Below are 13,328 nucleotides of genomic sequence, written 5' to 3' on the forward strand. Positions count from 1 at the left end.
GACCCGGTGGTCAACGGCTGGCAATGGCCCTGCAGCCTGGTCTAATCAGGTTTGGAAGCAGGTTCCCCGCGCCCCTTCGCCAAGCTTTTGAAAGCCAAGGGTTTTCAGATCGGAGCGATTGCAGGAAAGGACGGTCATGGCGAAGCGCTACGAGCAGCGCAATACCTTTCGCAGGCACGCCAAGCTGAGCGAGGAGGAGACAATTCGCCTGATCTATTGCTTTGCCGCGGGGATCAGCGTGGCCGCCGCTGCGTCCTCGTCCGGGCATTCTGCCAAGACCGTCCGCGGCTACTACATCAGCCTGCGCAGCCTTCTGGTGCTCCCTGCCTTCAACCGCTGGCACGGCCTGAAAAGCACTCTGGTGAAGGTGGTGGACCCGCAAACCGAGGCCATCATGAAGGCCAGTTTCCTCGACGTGCTGGCCGACTGCTATTTCAACCGAGCTTGCTACCGGAACTACACGCTGGGCAATCGCAAGACGCGGCTGTGCCGCTCCTGTCCAATGCCTGCGCGCTTCAAGACGCGCGCGAGCGCCGACGATGCGGTCGCAATGATCGACGAGGTACACGCGCTCTATCGGCGATTAGGGATCTACGGGGAGAAGCAAGCCGATGCATTGGCATTGTTCCGCGAGCGGTTGATCCACACCTCGACCGTGGCGGCGGTGCGGGCTGCTTCCAGGTCGCTGCCGAACGGCCTGCCGGACCCCTCCGATAATGGCGAGCATTCCATAGGGACGCTGATCGACAGACTTCTCACTGCCGTGCTGGATAGCGAGGATCGCGGCGAATAAGTTGAGTTTCTGTCGCTCTTGTGGCTATTCGCCGGAAGACTCCCACCGGCCGAGTACGAACTCGATATGCCCGTAAGGGGCGGATTTGATTCTGCCCTCGATCCAGCCGGTGATGTGGTCCGGCTCCAGGTCGTCGGGCGCATCGGGATCGTCCAGCAGGTCGGCGACCGTGATGCCGCTCCTGGCATGGGCGTCGGTCAGCTTCGCCCAGATCTCATCGGTGATCGGCGAGAGCGCTTTGGCGGCCAGGTCCTGCCATCGCGCCAGCACCCATTCATAGTGCTGGGACCTGGCAATCTTGGTCGGACCGAAGAACCAGGAGTCGATCAGCCTGCCGTTCAGACCGCGCGGGACATCATCGGCCCCAGCCAGCAGCATCCGGACGCTTACACCGCTGCGGTCCTGCGCTTGGTGGAGCGCACCGAGCGCATCATCATCGAGGAGCACCCAGCCGCGCCTGCCGGTTTCCGCAATTCTCGGCTTTGGCGCAGGCGGTGTTTGCAGGAACGCCAGGATGAAATCGAGATGCTCCTTCTGGATCTCCTCAAGCGTTCCGGCGAACAGCTTCCAGATCGATTTGTCGGATAGCCCTTCGGGACGCCCCGGGGCTTTGATGAGCGCGGCCTTTGCCCCGCGGCCCCGGCGCTTGGCCGCCTGGCCGACCTCCTCCTGGAGCGCAGCATTAACGGGCACATACTCAGGAGCGCTCTCGGCGGCTTCCTGCCAGCGGGTCAGGACGTATTCCAGGTGGTCTCTGCGCACGGCAGGGCGCGGCCCCTTGAGCCACAATCTTATGGTTCCCAGCGTCAGACCATCCGGCGCGTGGTGCCTGGCACCGCGCAGAATGACCGACGGCCCGACCCGGCTGCGTTCCCGCAGATCCTTGATCTGTGCGATATGCGCTTCGGTCAGGGGAACGTAAGTGCCGCGCGGCAGCGACTTCCATGCCTTCAGAACGTAGGCGACATGGTCCCGGCGGCCCCGCTTGGCGAGACCGCATATCCAGTTGGCGATTGTCCACGGCTTCAGCCCGTCGGGCACGTCAGATCGGCCCGCAAGAAGCTTAGCCGCGCCTACGCCAGTTTCCTCCCTTAGGGAGCGAAAAACCTCTGGGTCAATATCAACATAGTCAGGTCCTGTACCAATCGCCATTCTAGAAATATATCATATCTGGTAATTAAAAGTCCGCTTTCACACGGAATATTTATTGATTTTCGGAAAGTGACGAATACGTCACTTATCGCAACTAATCTAATCGGCCAGCATTTTCCTAAAGAAAATATCATATTGCATTTTATCTAAAGTTAAACAGATATTTAGAGCCTGCGCGTATGATATGTAAAGAATGAAGAAAAGTACGATTTAATAATATGTTAAACATTATTACGTAAAATATACTTCAAGAATAAATGAAGCGGCGAAAAGACCGCACAGGGATTTACATGGGAGGCTCCACGCAGGGGCGTTAATTGGGGTTATGATTAAGCCAACGACAGATTTCAGGGCAGTAGCCGCGGCCGCGCTCACGGAAAGCGCGCCCGAACCGATCCGCAGCGGGTTTGATCCGCTGGCGAACGATCAGGACATCGCTCCTGGGGGATTGAGCGCGGGCGAAACCGCCGAGTTCGAGCAGCAGCGCCGCAACCAACACAGCCAGATCCATTACACCAAGGAAAACGACATCCTCCTCGCCGAGCAGGGCGAGATGATCGCGGGCCGCATCCTCTCAGGCAGCGCCACAGCGCGTCTCCAGGACCAGGCCGCCCAGCAGGAAGAGAAGGCCAAGAGAGCGCACCAGAACTACATGGACATCCTCATGGCCGATATCGCCAGGTTGAACCGGGAGATCGCCTCTCTGGAAGAGCGGATCGCAGAGTTCGAGGACAGCGTGCTGACGCCCGAGGAGAGAGCCGAGATCGACGCCCTGCCGGAGGACGAGCAGTTTGATGCCACGGACAGAATACTGCGCGAAAAGGTGGCCAACGGGACGCTGAGCCAATCCGGGTACGACTACTGGAGATCGATGGAGACTGAACTGGCGGGCAAAAAGGACGAATTGGAGCAAAAAAATGAACAGATGGCGAGTGCCGACCGTGCTCAGTATGAGAAACTTCAAGGTCTGAAGGAGCAGCTGGGTACAAAAATTGCCGATTTAGAACGTGCACAGAGAGAATCGGTAATGTCCCATTCCGAAATCACAGCAGAACATGAAGGCACACTGGAGGGCGCAGAAGCTGCCGCAAGCGTCGAAATGACAGAGCGTGAGCTTATAGATTTTGAATTAAAGCAATATGAGGGTACTGATTTCTACAACCAGAAAGCCGACGAACTTATAAAAAATGCTGACCCTCATACGCTTGATGAAATAATTCGGGAAAGCACAGATCCCGAGTTAGTAACGAGAATCAAGCTATCCTCTCTCAAATCCGATCTTAAAGATTTGAAGGAAGGTTTCGGAAATGATCCCGACTATGCACAGTATGTCGAAATGGCGATCAATGAGGCTTCAGACGAGGTAAAGCACGCACTTGCCAGCGAAGAAGATCTCAGCCCGGAGGTTACGGCGGCGCTGTATCCGCCGTTCTCTGATGAATTGGACCGGGCTGACGGCGCCCAGCAGGAGGCACAACAACGGACAGCCGCCCTGAACAATGACGCGAAACCACCAGCCCCGACATTCCCGGGCATGGAACCACCGACGGTTTGAGTGCAGTTTTAAGCTGGGCCACGGCAACGAGACAGAGCTGACGCGGCTGCGCTCCCTATCTCGTCTGCTTTGAACCGGAAAGGATCGTCTCCTGGGGTGTCCACCGTCAGCCGTAGCGGAAAGCCTTTTTCCGTCGTCACAATAGCCTTGCAACGGCCCTTACTTTCTTTCTCCACAAACCGGGCAACGCGGTCGGCTGAAACCGGATTAAAGCCAGGCCCAATCCGAAGAAACACGTCTCTACTTTGCGGCCCAGCCTGAAGACTCGCAGCCTGCGGCCTCGCGGTGTCGTTGGCGGCCATTTGCTGATCCTGGGCGGAAGCGGTGTCGGGCGCAAAAGCGGCCCCGGCCAGCATTCCGGCCCCTGCTACGGCGCTGACTGCGCCTTTAAAGTAATCTCTCATTGTCATGCAGAACCTCCTTCTGCTAATTATATTGCGTAATTCTTAACATGACTCTGTTTTAATTGCAAACTTTTAAGTCAATACACTGTCTTTGCATATCTTTCATTCCATTTCGTCATGCTTTCGTGTGCAGTTTCATTTCGCGAGGCTCAGGGCTTGGCACACGTCGCCCGTGCCGCCGCGCCTGTCCCGCGGGGGTGATTCTGCATCGAATATCCTGCGGATAACCGCGCTCTTTCCTCGATTGCCGCTTGCCGTTTCCTGAAATTCGGCGCGATCATAAAGGATCGATTCTGAACAGATTGATTTTTACAGTGCGAATGAATGATCTTGATTTGAGAATGCGTGGATGCCCGGGGCACAATACGCGCCAGCCCCACGGACGGGACGGTTCCGGTTGCCGGTACGGAAACGATCGTTTCTGTCCGGTACGGGAGGCGGCTATGAGCCCGCAGAAGGAAGGCCCGGAGAACAGCCTTGAGAACGAAGGCGGGCGGCGCATCGGTTATGCCCGCGTGTCCACCGCGGATCAGAACACCAGGCTTCAGCACGACGCGCTGGAGCGCGCCGGGTGCGTCCGGCTGTTCACCGATGGGGACCGCTCAGGGGCGGAGCGCAACCGCCCCGCACTGGCCCGGGCGCTGCGCCAGGTCCGGCCTGGCGATACGCTGGTGGTCTGGAAGCTCGACCGGCTGGCCCGCTCGCTCCAGGACCTTCTGGATATCACCGACGCGCTGAAGCGCCGGGGTGTGGCGTTCGAGAGCCTCACAGAGAAGATCGACACCGGCTCCGCCTATGGCGAGTTCGTCTTCCACATCATCGCCGCCGTCGCCCATATGGAGCGCCGCCTGATCGCCGAGCGCACCCGCGCCGGGCTTGCCGCCGCCAAGAGGCGCGGCATCCGCCTGGGTCGCCGTCCGAAGCTGGATGAGCGCGCCGTGCGCCGCGCCTACCGCCAGGTGCGGACCGGGCGGGCCGGGATCGGGGATATCGCCGCCCGTCATGAGGTGGCGCGGATCACCGTCACCCGCGCCTTTGCGCGCTACGGGCTGGAGAACGGGGACACCACAGGAGGAATGCCATCGAACTGAGAAGAAGGAGGAGACATGGATGAGGAAACAGACACACCACAGGCCGCCACGCTGAGCATCGCGCAGGCCGAGAAGCTGATCGAGGATCTCTGGGCGCTTCAGGACCGGGTGCGCGACGTGCGGACCGAGCTTCAGTCCATCTGGGACGGCCTGGAAGCGGTCGAGTTCCAGATCGCCGACACCGTGCCGGATGACGATTGAGGATCAGTCGGCGGACGCAGTGCGAGGAGACCGGACAGTGCTAAGGTTCGGAGATCGGCGTGATTCGGGAGATCGTGTATGTGGCTGATCGGGGAGCGCGCCTTTGCGAGCAAGCACGGCCCATCTCTGGACGAGCACCTGCAGCGTTGGATCGCCACGCTGGAGCTGCGTATGAGCCGCATGAACGCAATGGATCTGGATGGCATCTCCGATCGCGCTGCGGCGGAAGATCTTGTCCAGCGCCACGCAATACAGCCTCTTGAGGTGGATATTGGAGCGGCCCGCGACGGCTGTATCCCTGTCAGGGTCAGTGCGCACAATCGTTTCGACTACGACATGGAGCCGGGCGATCCGCCGGTTCCGGGCTTCCGTGTCACCCGCGCATTCTCCTTCAAAGGCGATCCGGCGCTTTGGGAGATGAAGCCGGCGCTGATCGTTACCCATCTGGTACGCGGGACGGTCAAGGGCCGAAACTTCATCGTCGGGGCGGACGTGCCGGAAGAGGTCGTTGACGAGGCTCACGCCCATATCCGGCGTTGCACCGACGACCTGCCGGACTGCCTGGTGCGGCAGGCCGATCAGATACGCAGCTGCCGGGATGAAGCGGTGGAACGGCTGACCGGGCTAATCGCCCGACATCGAGCCGGATGACGATTGAGCTTTGGCTCTGGACCGCCGGTGAACCGGATAGGAGCGTCTTGGTAGGTGGATTGCCTGGTCAGAGCTGAGGGGGCGGAAGGGGGATTGGCGTTTTACGCAAGATGTGCGCGGTACTACCGCGCCGCTTGCTCGGCCCGCTAGCGCGGGCCTCGGCAAGGGGGCCCGCTGCGCGCCCCCGTTGCATCCCCCCGGCCTGGTGGCGTACGGCGACGCCAGCGAAACGTTCCGGCGTTTCATCCCGGCAAACGGTCCGCACCGTTTGACCGCGCTGTGCTCCAAAGACCGGTTAGCGTCAGAGGGCCGGGAAATCCTCATATCCGGCATACATGACATAGCCCACATAGTTCGCGTAGGAGAGGCCTTCCATGCGTCGCCCGGAGGGGAAAAACCCGGAGCGGCGCAAGCAGTGCTTCGAACGATTTCTGATAAGACGGTTATCGTTCTTCAACTCGCCGAGATAACGACCATCCGGGCCATAAACTTCGTCTCCCTTGAAGCGCCCCACATGGCGGCCGTCTTGCGTCCAAAGATTGTCCCCGTCCCGGTAACCGAAGCTTCGCCCACTCCATGTCCACAACCGTTCCATGTCACTCTCCATCTCAGGGTGGCTCACGACGCTGACCGAAAGTCTACCGCCTTTCGACCCGACGCTGATCCAAGAGCGCCAGCGGTGTGCCCTTATTTGAAGCTGGTCCGAAAACTGCCAATTCTCCGCTGTCAATGAAATCAATGTCATTGTAGATCTGCAAATACTCATTTCCGTAGTGATTGCCGCCATCGTCCCTTGTCGTGATGATGAAAATCGTACTATGCGGCTTTACACCATCTGCGTATCCAATTTCCCAAGGGCACCAGCGGGAGGATGTTGAATTTGGTGTAGCTAAAAACAAGAAATACCGATCTTCCCTAATTTTTTCCTGGATGCGACGCGCTGTTTCCAAATTTGGCGATTGCGGCATGGTAGTATCCAACCAATCTACATACACATCCCAGCCGGCATCTCGAAGCAAAGTCACAACACCTCTAACAAGAACTTCATCGTTGTGACTATGACAGAGGAATACAGTATTTATTCCCTGTGCTCGTGCTTCCCGGAGTGTTGCCACCACTTGCGGAGTGGGGCGCCGAGCGGCGTTGCGCAATGCGCTCAGCGCAATAGCCATGTCGCGCTACCGTCCTGCTGCCTGCGCTGCGGCCTCAATCCAACGGCCAATGTTCTGGTAGCCATTGTCTCGTACCCAATCATAGGTGGCATAGAGATGGCTGAAGGGAACCTGCCTACCTGCCCTGTTGATGCTCCACATGTCGAGCGGGTTCCGGCCCGCATAGTCCGGCCCGTTGTGCGGATCCTTGACGTTATGAATGTCGATCGCCAGCAGACCTTTCTTTAGCTCGTAGCTGCGCTTGATTTCGTGGAGTACCCATTCACGCGTGTAGGTCTGAGCGCCAAACAACACCACCGTCACCGATGTTCCGGAAAGCTGCTGCTCAATCCAGTGTTCAATACCTCCGGCTCGGCGTTTCGCCTCCTCGAACTCTGCCTTGTCGTAGAAGGGCTGCGCATCGCCGTCTGGACGTAGAACCCAGGAGTTGCGGACTTGGACAACCCTTCGAACATCCCGTTCGTAGTGAAAGCTGAAGAAAACCTTACGAACTTTCGGCTTCTGCAAGCGCGAGGACAAACTCGTTGGTATTTGAGGCGGTCCTTTTGGGGGGATAAACAAGCTCATCCGAGAAACCTCCACGTCAGCAACAAAAAGACAATGAGCGCGCCATGGTAGAGCCCCGTCGACCAGCTAATGAAGCTTCCGACATAGCCTCGCTTTGAGCGGATATCTGCCGTCGGCGTGATCGATAGTGAGGGTCTTTGTTCAGGCGGCTCTGACGCAGCCCGCTCATACACGTCCCTGAACCAACGTTCCTGTTGCACGTAGCGCGCGTCGATGGCCCAGAAGATCGCCACCAGGATGATCGCCAACAGGGGAAGGTCGGCGATATGGTGGCTACAGGGAACGCCCGGGGCCGCACCCCTCGCGGCAATGGCCGCGGCGGCTCCGACAACGATAATTGCAACGCGCTTCACTGAAGCCGAGGTCGAGGCCATACGCGACACGACGTCCTGCACAAGGCTGAGATATTTCAGCCTGTGCTCGGTAAAGTCCGGCGCCGTCGGTGCATCGTTCATACTCTGCTTACCTTGTTGCCAGTCCTGCCGAGGCTTGGGCTGTGACCCAAGGTCTCGCGCATCCTCCGACCATCTCACGTGAGCAGGTTTAATCCGGCAGGTAACAAGTCTGTGGATATCCACATATTGTGGATTGCACACTGATAGATCGCATTTATGGTATATTGAATCGAACAAACAGGGAAGAGCCGCGCATGCCGCCGATAACGAGACGCGCCACTTGCATACATTGGTACTTCTGCGTGTCCTGCAAAGACAGAGTGTCGGCATGTAGACGCGCTCGGCCGCCCTTTACGGACATTGAGGCTGAATAGGCATGTGGCCCGACAACGAGACAGAACGCGACTTTCTGAATTTCTCCGGCGTAGCCGACACGGTCGCTGAGATCATCGTGCGGGCACAGGGCCGCCCGATCTCGATCGGCGTCTCAGGAGCCTGGGGTGTTGGCAAGTCTTCGATGATCAAGCTGATTCGAAGCTCGCTGGAGAACCACACGGACGCCCGCAGCGGCAACATCATCTTTGTCGAGTTCAACGCCTGGCTCTACCAGGGCTACGATGACGCAAGGGCGGCACTGCTGGAGGTGATTGCCACCAAACTCAAAGAGGAAGCCGAGCGCAGGAAGACCGCACTGGACAAGGCTGGCGATCTCCTGAAGCGCGTGAACTGGCTCCGCGCTGCCAAGCTGACCGCCGGCTCGGGTCTGGCACTGGCTTTGGGCTTGCCACCGGTCGGGTTGTTTGCCGATGCGCTCCAGCTGGGCGGCAAACTGGCTGGCGGAGACGCAGACCAGGGAACAATCGCGGAGACGGAACGCGTAGCGGGCCAGGTGGCAGAGGAAGCCAGCGGCCTCCTGAAGCCACGGCCTGCTTCGTCTCCTCCCAGAGAAATCGATGCGATCCGCAAGTGCTTCGTCGAGACCCTCAACGAACTCGGCGTGAAGCTGGTGGTGCTGATCGACGATCTCGATCGTTGCCTGCCGCCCACGACCATCTCCACCCTGGAGGCAATCCGGCTTTTTCTGTTCCTTGAGAACACGGCGTTCGTCATCGCCGCCGACGATACGATGATCAAGCACGCCGTCAGCCGGCACTTTGAAGGCCTCAACGATCAGGCGCTCGTCACCAACTACTTCGACAAGCTGATCCAGGTGCCGATCAGGGTTCCGCCTCTCGGGACGCAGGAAGTCCGCGCCTACATGCTGCTGCTGTTTGTCGACAACAGCACTCTTCCTCCTGCCGAGAAGGAGGCCATCCGCGCCAAGGTGTGTGAGCAGCTCGCAAGGACTTGGCGGGGAGAGCGGGTGGATCGGGCCTTCATGAAAACCACCCATAATGCGCTGCCCGTAGAGCTCCTCAGTCAGTTCGATACCGCAGAACGATTAGCACCGCTGATGACGACGGCATCTTCCATCGGCGGCAATCCCCGCCTGATCAAGCGGTTCCTCAACGCCCTTTCGATCCGCATGGCAATTTCCAGAGCCCACAGTGTGGGCGTTGACGAGGCAGTGCTTGCAAAAATGCTGCTGTTCGAGCGGTGCGGATCGCCGGCCGCGTATGAAGCGCTGACCAAAGCCGTCAACAACAATGATCAAGGCAAACCGGCCTTTCTTGCCCCCTGGGAGGAGGCAGCGATCGCCGGGCGGAGCTTTGAACTGGAAGAGCCTTGGGAGGATCCCTTCATTCGGGAGTGGCTGACTGTGCCGCCCCGGCTTGCGGAGATAGACCTGCGTGGGGTGCTCTATGTCAGCCGCGAACACGCTCCAGTGATCACGCCGGAGGACAGACTTTCCTCGGATGCCGCAGAAGTTCTCACCGCGATCCTGGAGCATCCGGACATGGCCGCTCAAATGCGGGATCAGTTGGCACGTCTGCCTCGGACCGAAACCACGATTATCATGGACCGCGTCCTGGAGCGGGCCCGTCAGGTCCAAGAATGGGGTACCCCCCCGATACTAAATGCGGCTTTGGCAGTGGCGGCGGCCGACCCAGCCCTGGGGCCGAGGATTGGCGCATTTCTTCGCGAGCGACCTCCCGCGCAGATCACCCCCGGCATTATCCCACGGATTGGCGACCAGCCCTGGGCCGCCGGACTCCTGGAAGCTTGGAGCAAGTCTGATGTGAAGCCGCCGGTCAAGAACGCTATCAAACGGGAGGGCAAGAAACATGGGAACGTCTAAGTCCAGTACCGGGCCGGGTCCCGGTGTTCCAATGGTTCCCCCCTGGGTGCCTGCTCCTGTACCGCCGCCGGCAGGAGACGGTGGGGACGGTGGACCGGATGACGGGCAGGCCCCGGACGACGGCCAGGCTCCACCTGCGCCTCAACCGCAGACCCCTCCACCCTCAGCGCCTATTCCACTTTCGCCGCCGGGACGGTTCAGAGGGGCACGCACCTGTCTTGGGCAATTTGCCCAGACAGGCAATCAGGATCAAATGAGGCGCGGCCTCGGTCACTACGTGCGCAGCGGCTACGGAGGTTCACGCGCCACGGTGCAACGGATGGGCGGTGTTTCACGCACCGCCGGCAACCTCTATGGCGTGCTTTCTTCCATCGCTGCAGGTGAGACCACCGGCACCGGCAGCCCTCTTGATCCGGCGCTTCTGGGGAGCCAGTCCGCCGACCAGGTAATGGATGCTCTCGTTGAGGCAGTTCGGCCGACGGATGGAACCCTTGATGGCGAAACCGGGCGGGGAGCTGTCCGCGAAGCGCTTTCCGATGTGCTCGAACGCTTTCCTGACGCCGACCTTGTAAGCCTGTCCGAGGAGCAGCGTCTCTTTGCGATCGAGCGCTACCTGGCACTGGACGTATTCAAACGCTTCAACCTTGATCTCGGAAAAACAATCCAGGCCAAAGCCGCCAGTCCCACCACCGGGTTGGCCAGACTGAAAGAAGTCAGAGAATACATCCGCGAGGAGGTTTCTGCGGCATTCCGAGCAGCCCGTGCGACGGGGCAGCGTCTCGGAGCAAGAGCCATATCGGTGCTGGCGCGAGACGCATTGCAGGCTGCGTTCGAGGTGTTCGAGGGGTAGGCGACATGAAGATGATTTGCGCTCCCGAGGATCAGTTCAGCGCCCCCCTCAACGCAGGGGATCTAGCTGTTCATCTCTATGGGCCGGTCCTGGGTGCCGGGGAGGTTTCCATCGGGGCAACGGCCCGTCACGTCATTCAGCGGCGCAAGTGGAAGCCCGCGGCTCATGCCTGGGACTTCCTGTCGATCGCGCTTTCGATTATTGCCGCTGATACCGCTGTGCGGCGTGATCTGAGTCCGGACGGCTGGACCCGGCAGATCGAGCTGGAAATTGCCGTCGGTGATCCGGATTTCTGGAACAGCCAGCGCGAGCTTCTCGCCCGACAGCTTCAGTTCCTGACGACGGACATCTGGACCCTGACATTCCGGGGTGGGGGCATCCTGCCTGTACCGCCCAAGAAGCCGAATTATCTTGATCAGGATTGCGCGGTCCTGCTCTCCGGCGGGTTGGATAGCCTGATCGGTACGCTCGATCTGTGCGCGGAGGGAAAGAAGCCGTTCGCAGTGAGCCAGGTTTCGACGGGCGACAAGCAAACGCAGAAGTATTTTGCCTCCCAGATCGGGGGCGGGCTGGGCCGTCTGCAGCTCAATCACAACGTGAAATGGTCCAGCGAGAACGAACGCTCTCAACGCGCTCGCTCGATCATCTTCTTTGCCTATGGCGTTCTCGCGGCCACGGCCATGCTGCGGTATCACGCCGGTAAGGATGTGACGCTCTATGTTTGTGAGAACGGTTTCATCTCGATCAATCCGCCCCTGACCGGATCAAGGCTCGGCAGCCTCAGTACCCGGACCACCCACCCCTACTATCTCACTTTGCTCCAGGAGCTGTTCGACAATGCGGGACTGCGGGTGAAGCTCGAAAACCCCTGCCAGTTTCTCACCAAGGGCGAGATGATACAGCAATGCGCTGATCAGCCCTTCCTCACCCGGCACGCACACACCAGCACGAGCTGCGGACGATATGCACGGAACGGTTTCATGCACTGCGGCCGGTGCCTGCCCTGTCTCATCAGACGGGCGGCATTTCATGCTGCCGGCATGACCGATAACACCAGGTACAAGTATCGAGACCTCTCCCGTGACGACTCCGACCATGCCAGGTACGACGACGTGCGGGCGGCGGCAATGGGTGTTGCAGCCCTCAAAGCAGAAGGCCTGAACCGTTGGGCCGGTCCTGCCCTCAGCGCAACGCTGTTAGGTGATCCGGCGCCCTATCAGGGTGTTGTGCAGCGGGGTATGGACGAACTGGGCGCTTTCCTGTCCGCGTCGGGGGTGACGTGATCGATTTCCATTGCCATCTCGATCTGTACCCCGATCCCTGGAAGGTAGCCCGGCAATGTGCCGAACGCGGCGTTTACGTCCTGTCGGTGACCACAACGCCTAGCGCCTGGAATGGCACTTCGGCGCTTGCCGAGGGCCGAATACGCACTGCCCTTGGCCTGCATCCCCAACTGGCCCACGAACGCCGCGCGGAACTTCCGCTGTTCGATGAATTACTGCCCCAGGCCCGCTACGTTGGAGAGATCGGTCTGGATGGCGCACCCGAGTTTCGCGCTCACTGGCAGGAGCAGCTCGCAGTCTTTAAGCACATCCTGGGGTCCTGCACGCGGGCCGGCGGACGGATCATGTCCTTACACAGCCGCAGGGCCAGCAAAGCTGTCCTGGATGGACTTGAATCTCATCCGGGCGCCGGCACGCCCATTCTTCACTGGTTCTCGGGCAGCTTCCGTGATCTCGAAAGGGCCGTAGCACTGCGCTGCTGGTTCAGCGTCGGCCCTGCAATGCTGCGTGGGGAGCGCGGGCGGGAGCTGTGCAAACGAATGCCCCGTGACAGGGTTCTCACAGAAACTGATGGGCCCTTTGCGCAGATCAAAGGGCAGCCGCTCCTACCGTGGGAAGCCCAAACCGCAGAGGATGCGCTTGCCGATTTGTGGAGCATCAAGCCAAAAGAAGCTCAGACACTTATCCACAAAAATCTTCAGCGTCTTACGAGGGAGAAAAATGCTGGCCTGATCTCCGCGCCGTGAAGAGCCCTATGCAGTTCTGGTGGGCTGAGAGACAAATTGTCACCACGTGGTAGGCATACCTCTTGATACATGTTCTCTGATTGAGGCGTCTTCAAATTCTTTCTGATCGGCTATTTCTAGAATAGGATCACGTGGAAATTCAGGAAGTACTGATGGCCGCGCGTCCTTAGTATCCGTTGGTTCAAATTCTTTATTGCATTTTGTAGTAGATAAACGTTTCGTGGCCATG

The 13,328-nt window shown here is 59.3% G+C and carries 15 protein-coding genes; 9 read left to right on the forward strand and 6 right to left on the reverse strand.

What is annotated here, in order from left to right; translation table 11 throughout:
* Positions 1–136 precede the first annotated feature (136 nt).
* On the forward strand, positions 137–793 hold the full coding sequence (locus ACFOGJ_RS18045; protein WP_379903088.1) for a hypothetical protein: 657 nt from the start codon (positions 137–139) through the stop codon (positions 791–793).
* A gap of 24 nt (positions 794–817) precedes the next feature.
* On the opposite strand, the gene ACFOGJ_RS18050 is transcribed toward ACFOGJ_RS18045, so the two are convergent.
* Positions 818–1,834, reverse strand: a complete 1,017-nt coding sequence (locus ACFOGJ_RS18050) for a hypothetical protein (protein WP_379903089.1) — start codon at positions 1,832–1,834, stop codon at positions 818–820.
* 436 nt (positions 1,835–2,270) lie between these two features.
* On the opposite strand from ACFOGJ_RS18050, the gene ACFOGJ_RS18055 reads away from it, so the two are divergent.
* From ACFOGJ_RS18055 to ACFOGJ_RS18070, 4 genes are all read left to right on the forward strand, one after another.
* A complete protein-coding gene (locus ACFOGJ_RS18055; protein WP_379903091.1) occupies positions 2,271–3,500 on the forward strand; it encodes a hypothetical protein in 1,230 nt (409 codons plus the stop codon).
* Between the two features lie 847 nt (positions 3,501–4,347).
* On the forward strand, positions 4,348–4,995 hold the full coding sequence (locus tag ACFOGJ_RS18060) for a recombinase family protein (RefSeq protein WP_379903093.1): 648 nt from the start codon (positions 4,348–4,350) through the stop codon (positions 4,993–4,995).
* 15 nt (positions 4,996–5,010) lie between these two features.
* The gene (locus ACFOGJ_RS18065) at positions 5,011–5,196 is read left to right on the forward strand and encodes a hypothetical protein (protein ID WP_379903095.1); all 186 of its coding nucleotides are present in this window, start codon (positions 5,011–5,013) and stop codon (positions 5,194–5,196) included.
* A 78-nt stretch (positions 5,197–5,274) separates the two neighbouring features.
* Positions 5,275–5,847: a hypothetical protein gene (locus ACFOGJ_RS18070; RefSeq protein ID WP_379903097.1), complete on the forward strand. Its 573-nt coding sequence runs from the start codon at positions 5,275–5,277 to the stop codon at positions 5,845–5,847.
* A gap of 301 nt (positions 5,848–6,148) precedes the next feature.
* Here ACFOGJ_RS18070 and ACFOGJ_RS18075 read toward each other — a convergent pair whose 3' ends face one another.
* The 4 genes from ACFOGJ_RS18075 to ACFOGJ_RS18090 are packed head-to-tail and all read right to left on the reverse strand — an operon-like array spanning position 6,149 to position 8,041.
* Positions 6,149–6,442, reverse strand: a complete 294-nt coding sequence (locus tag ACFOGJ_RS18075; RefSeq protein ID WP_379903099.1) for a hypothetical protein — start codon at positions 6,440–6,442, stop codon at positions 6,149–6,151.
* Positions 6,443–6,485: 43 nt separating this feature from the next.
* A complete protein-coding gene (locus ACFOGJ_RS18080; protein WP_379903101.1) occupies positions 6,486–7,019 on the reverse strand; it encodes a toll/interleukin-1 receptor domain-containing protein in 534 nt (177 codons plus the stop codon).
* Positions 7,020–7,025: 6 nt separating this feature from the next.
* Positions 7,026–7,586 (reverse strand): TIR domain-containing protein, encoded by a 561-nt coding sequence (locus ACFOGJ_RS18085; RefSeq protein WP_379903103.1) that lies wholly within the window; start codon positions 7,584–7,586, stop codon positions 7,026–7,028.
* On the reverse strand, positions 7,583–8,041 hold the full coding sequence (locus ACFOGJ_RS18090) for a hypothetical protein (RefSeq protein ID WP_379903105.1): 459 nt from the start codon (positions 8,039–8,041) through the stop codon (positions 7,583–7,585). Before ACFOGJ_RS18090 ends, ACFOGJ_RS18085 begins: the two co-directional genes overlap by 4 nt.
* Before the next feature lie 316 nt (positions 8,042–8,357).
* Between ACFOGJ_RS18090 and ACFOGJ_RS18095 the strand changes: the two genes are divergently transcribed.
* The 4 genes from ACFOGJ_RS18095 to qatD all read left to right on the forward strand — a co-directional run bounded on the left by ACFOGJ_RS18095 (position 8,358) and on the right by qatD (position 13,099).
* The gene (locus ACFOGJ_RS18095; RefSeq protein WP_379903107.1) at positions 8,358–10,220 is read left to right on the forward strand and encodes a KAP family P-loop NTPase fold protein; all 1,863 of its coding nucleotides are present in this window, start codon (positions 8,358–8,360) and stop codon (positions 10,218–10,220) included.
* 253 nt (positions 10,221–10,473) lie between these two features.
* A complete protein-coding gene (gene qatB / locus ACFOGJ_RS18100) occupies positions 10,474–11,070 on the forward strand; it encodes a Qat anti-phage system associated protein QatB (protein WP_379903109.1) in 597 nt (198 codons plus the stop codon).
* A 5-nt stretch (positions 11,071–11,075) separates the two neighbouring features.
* The gene (gene qatC / locus ACFOGJ_RS18105) at positions 11,076–12,353 is read left to right on the forward strand and encodes a Qat anti-phage system QueC-like protein QatC (RefSeq protein ID WP_379903111.1); all 1,278 of its coding nucleotides are present in this window, start codon (positions 11,076–11,078) and stop codon (positions 12,351–12,353) included.
* Complete coding sequence (qatD, locus tag ACFOGJ_RS18110) at positions 12,350–13,099, forward strand: Qat anti-phage system TatD family nuclease QatD (protein ID WP_379903113.1); 750 nt, start codon at positions 12,350–12,352, stop codon at positions 13,097–13,099. The genes qatC and qatD overlap by 4 nt, the downstream gene beginning before the upstream one ends.
* A gap of 39 nt (positions 13,100–13,138) precedes the next feature.
* On the opposite strand, the gene ACFOGJ_RS18115 is transcribed toward qatD, so the two are convergent.
* Positions 13,139–13,327 carry a hypothetical protein gene (locus ACFOGJ_RS18115; protein ID WP_379903115.1) on the reverse strand — a complete coding sequence of 63 codons (189 nt, stop codon included), beginning with the start codon at positions 13,325–13,327 and terminating at the stop codon, positions 13,139–13,141.
* Position 13,328 lies beyond the last annotated feature (1 nt).

This window comes from Marinibaculum pumilum, from assembly GCF_042646425.1.
GTDB lineage: Bacteria > Pseudomonadota > Alphaproteobacteria > Ferrovibrionales > Ferrovibrionaceae > Marinibaculum > Marinibaculum pumilum.

Coding starts and splice junctions, on each gene's coding strand:
- ACFOGJ_RS18045 (WP_379903088.1), top strand. CDS start 137: ATGGCGAAGCGCTACGAGCAGCGCAATACCTTTCGCAGGCACGCCAAG.
- ACFOGJ_RS18055 (WP_379903091.1), top strand. CDS start 2,271: ATGATTAAGCCAACGACAGATTTCAGGGCAGTAGCCGCGGCCGCGCTC.
- ACFOGJ_RS18060 (WP_379903093.1), top strand. CDS start 4,348: ATGAGCCCGCAGAAGGAAGGCCCGGAGAACAGCCTTGAGAACGAAGGC.
- ACFOGJ_RS18065 (WP_379903095.1), top strand. CDS start 5,011: ATGGATGAGGAAACAGACACACCACAGGCCGCCACGCTGAGCATCGCG.
- ACFOGJ_RS18070 (WP_379903097.1), top strand. CDS start 5,275: ATGTGGCTGATCGGGGAGCGCGCCTTTGCGAGCAAGCACGGCCCATCT.
- ACFOGJ_RS18075 (WP_379903099.1), bottom strand. CDS start 6,442: ATGGAACGGTTGTGGACATGGAGTGGGCGAAGCTTCGGTTACCGGGAC.
- ACFOGJ_RS18080 (WP_379903101.1), bottom strand. CDS start 7,019: ATGGCTATTGCGCTGAGCGCATTGCGCAACGCCGCTCGGCGCCCCACT.
- ACFOGJ_RS18085 (WP_379903103.1), bottom strand. CDS start 7,586: ATGAGCTTGTTTATCCCCCCAAAAGGACCGCCTCAAATACCAACGAGT.
- ACFOGJ_RS18090 (WP_379903105.1), bottom strand. CDS start 8,041: ATGAACGATGCACCGACGGCGCCGGACTTTACCGAGCACAGGCTGAAA.
- ACFOGJ_RS18095 (WP_379903107.1), top strand. CDS start 8,358: ATGTGGCCCGACAACGAGACAGAACGCGACTTTCTGAATTTCTCCGGC.
- qatB (WP_379903109.1), top strand. CDS start 10,474: ATGAGGCGCGGCCTCGGTCACTACGTGCGCAGCGGCTACGGAGGTTCA.
- qatC (WP_379903111.1), top strand. CDS start 11,076: ATGAAGATGATTTGCGCTCCCGAGGATCAGTTCAGCGCCCCCCTCAAC.
- ACFOGJ_RS18115 (WP_379903115.1), bottom strand. CDS start 13,327: ATGGCCACGAAACGTTTATCTACTACAAAATGCAATAAAGAATTTGAA.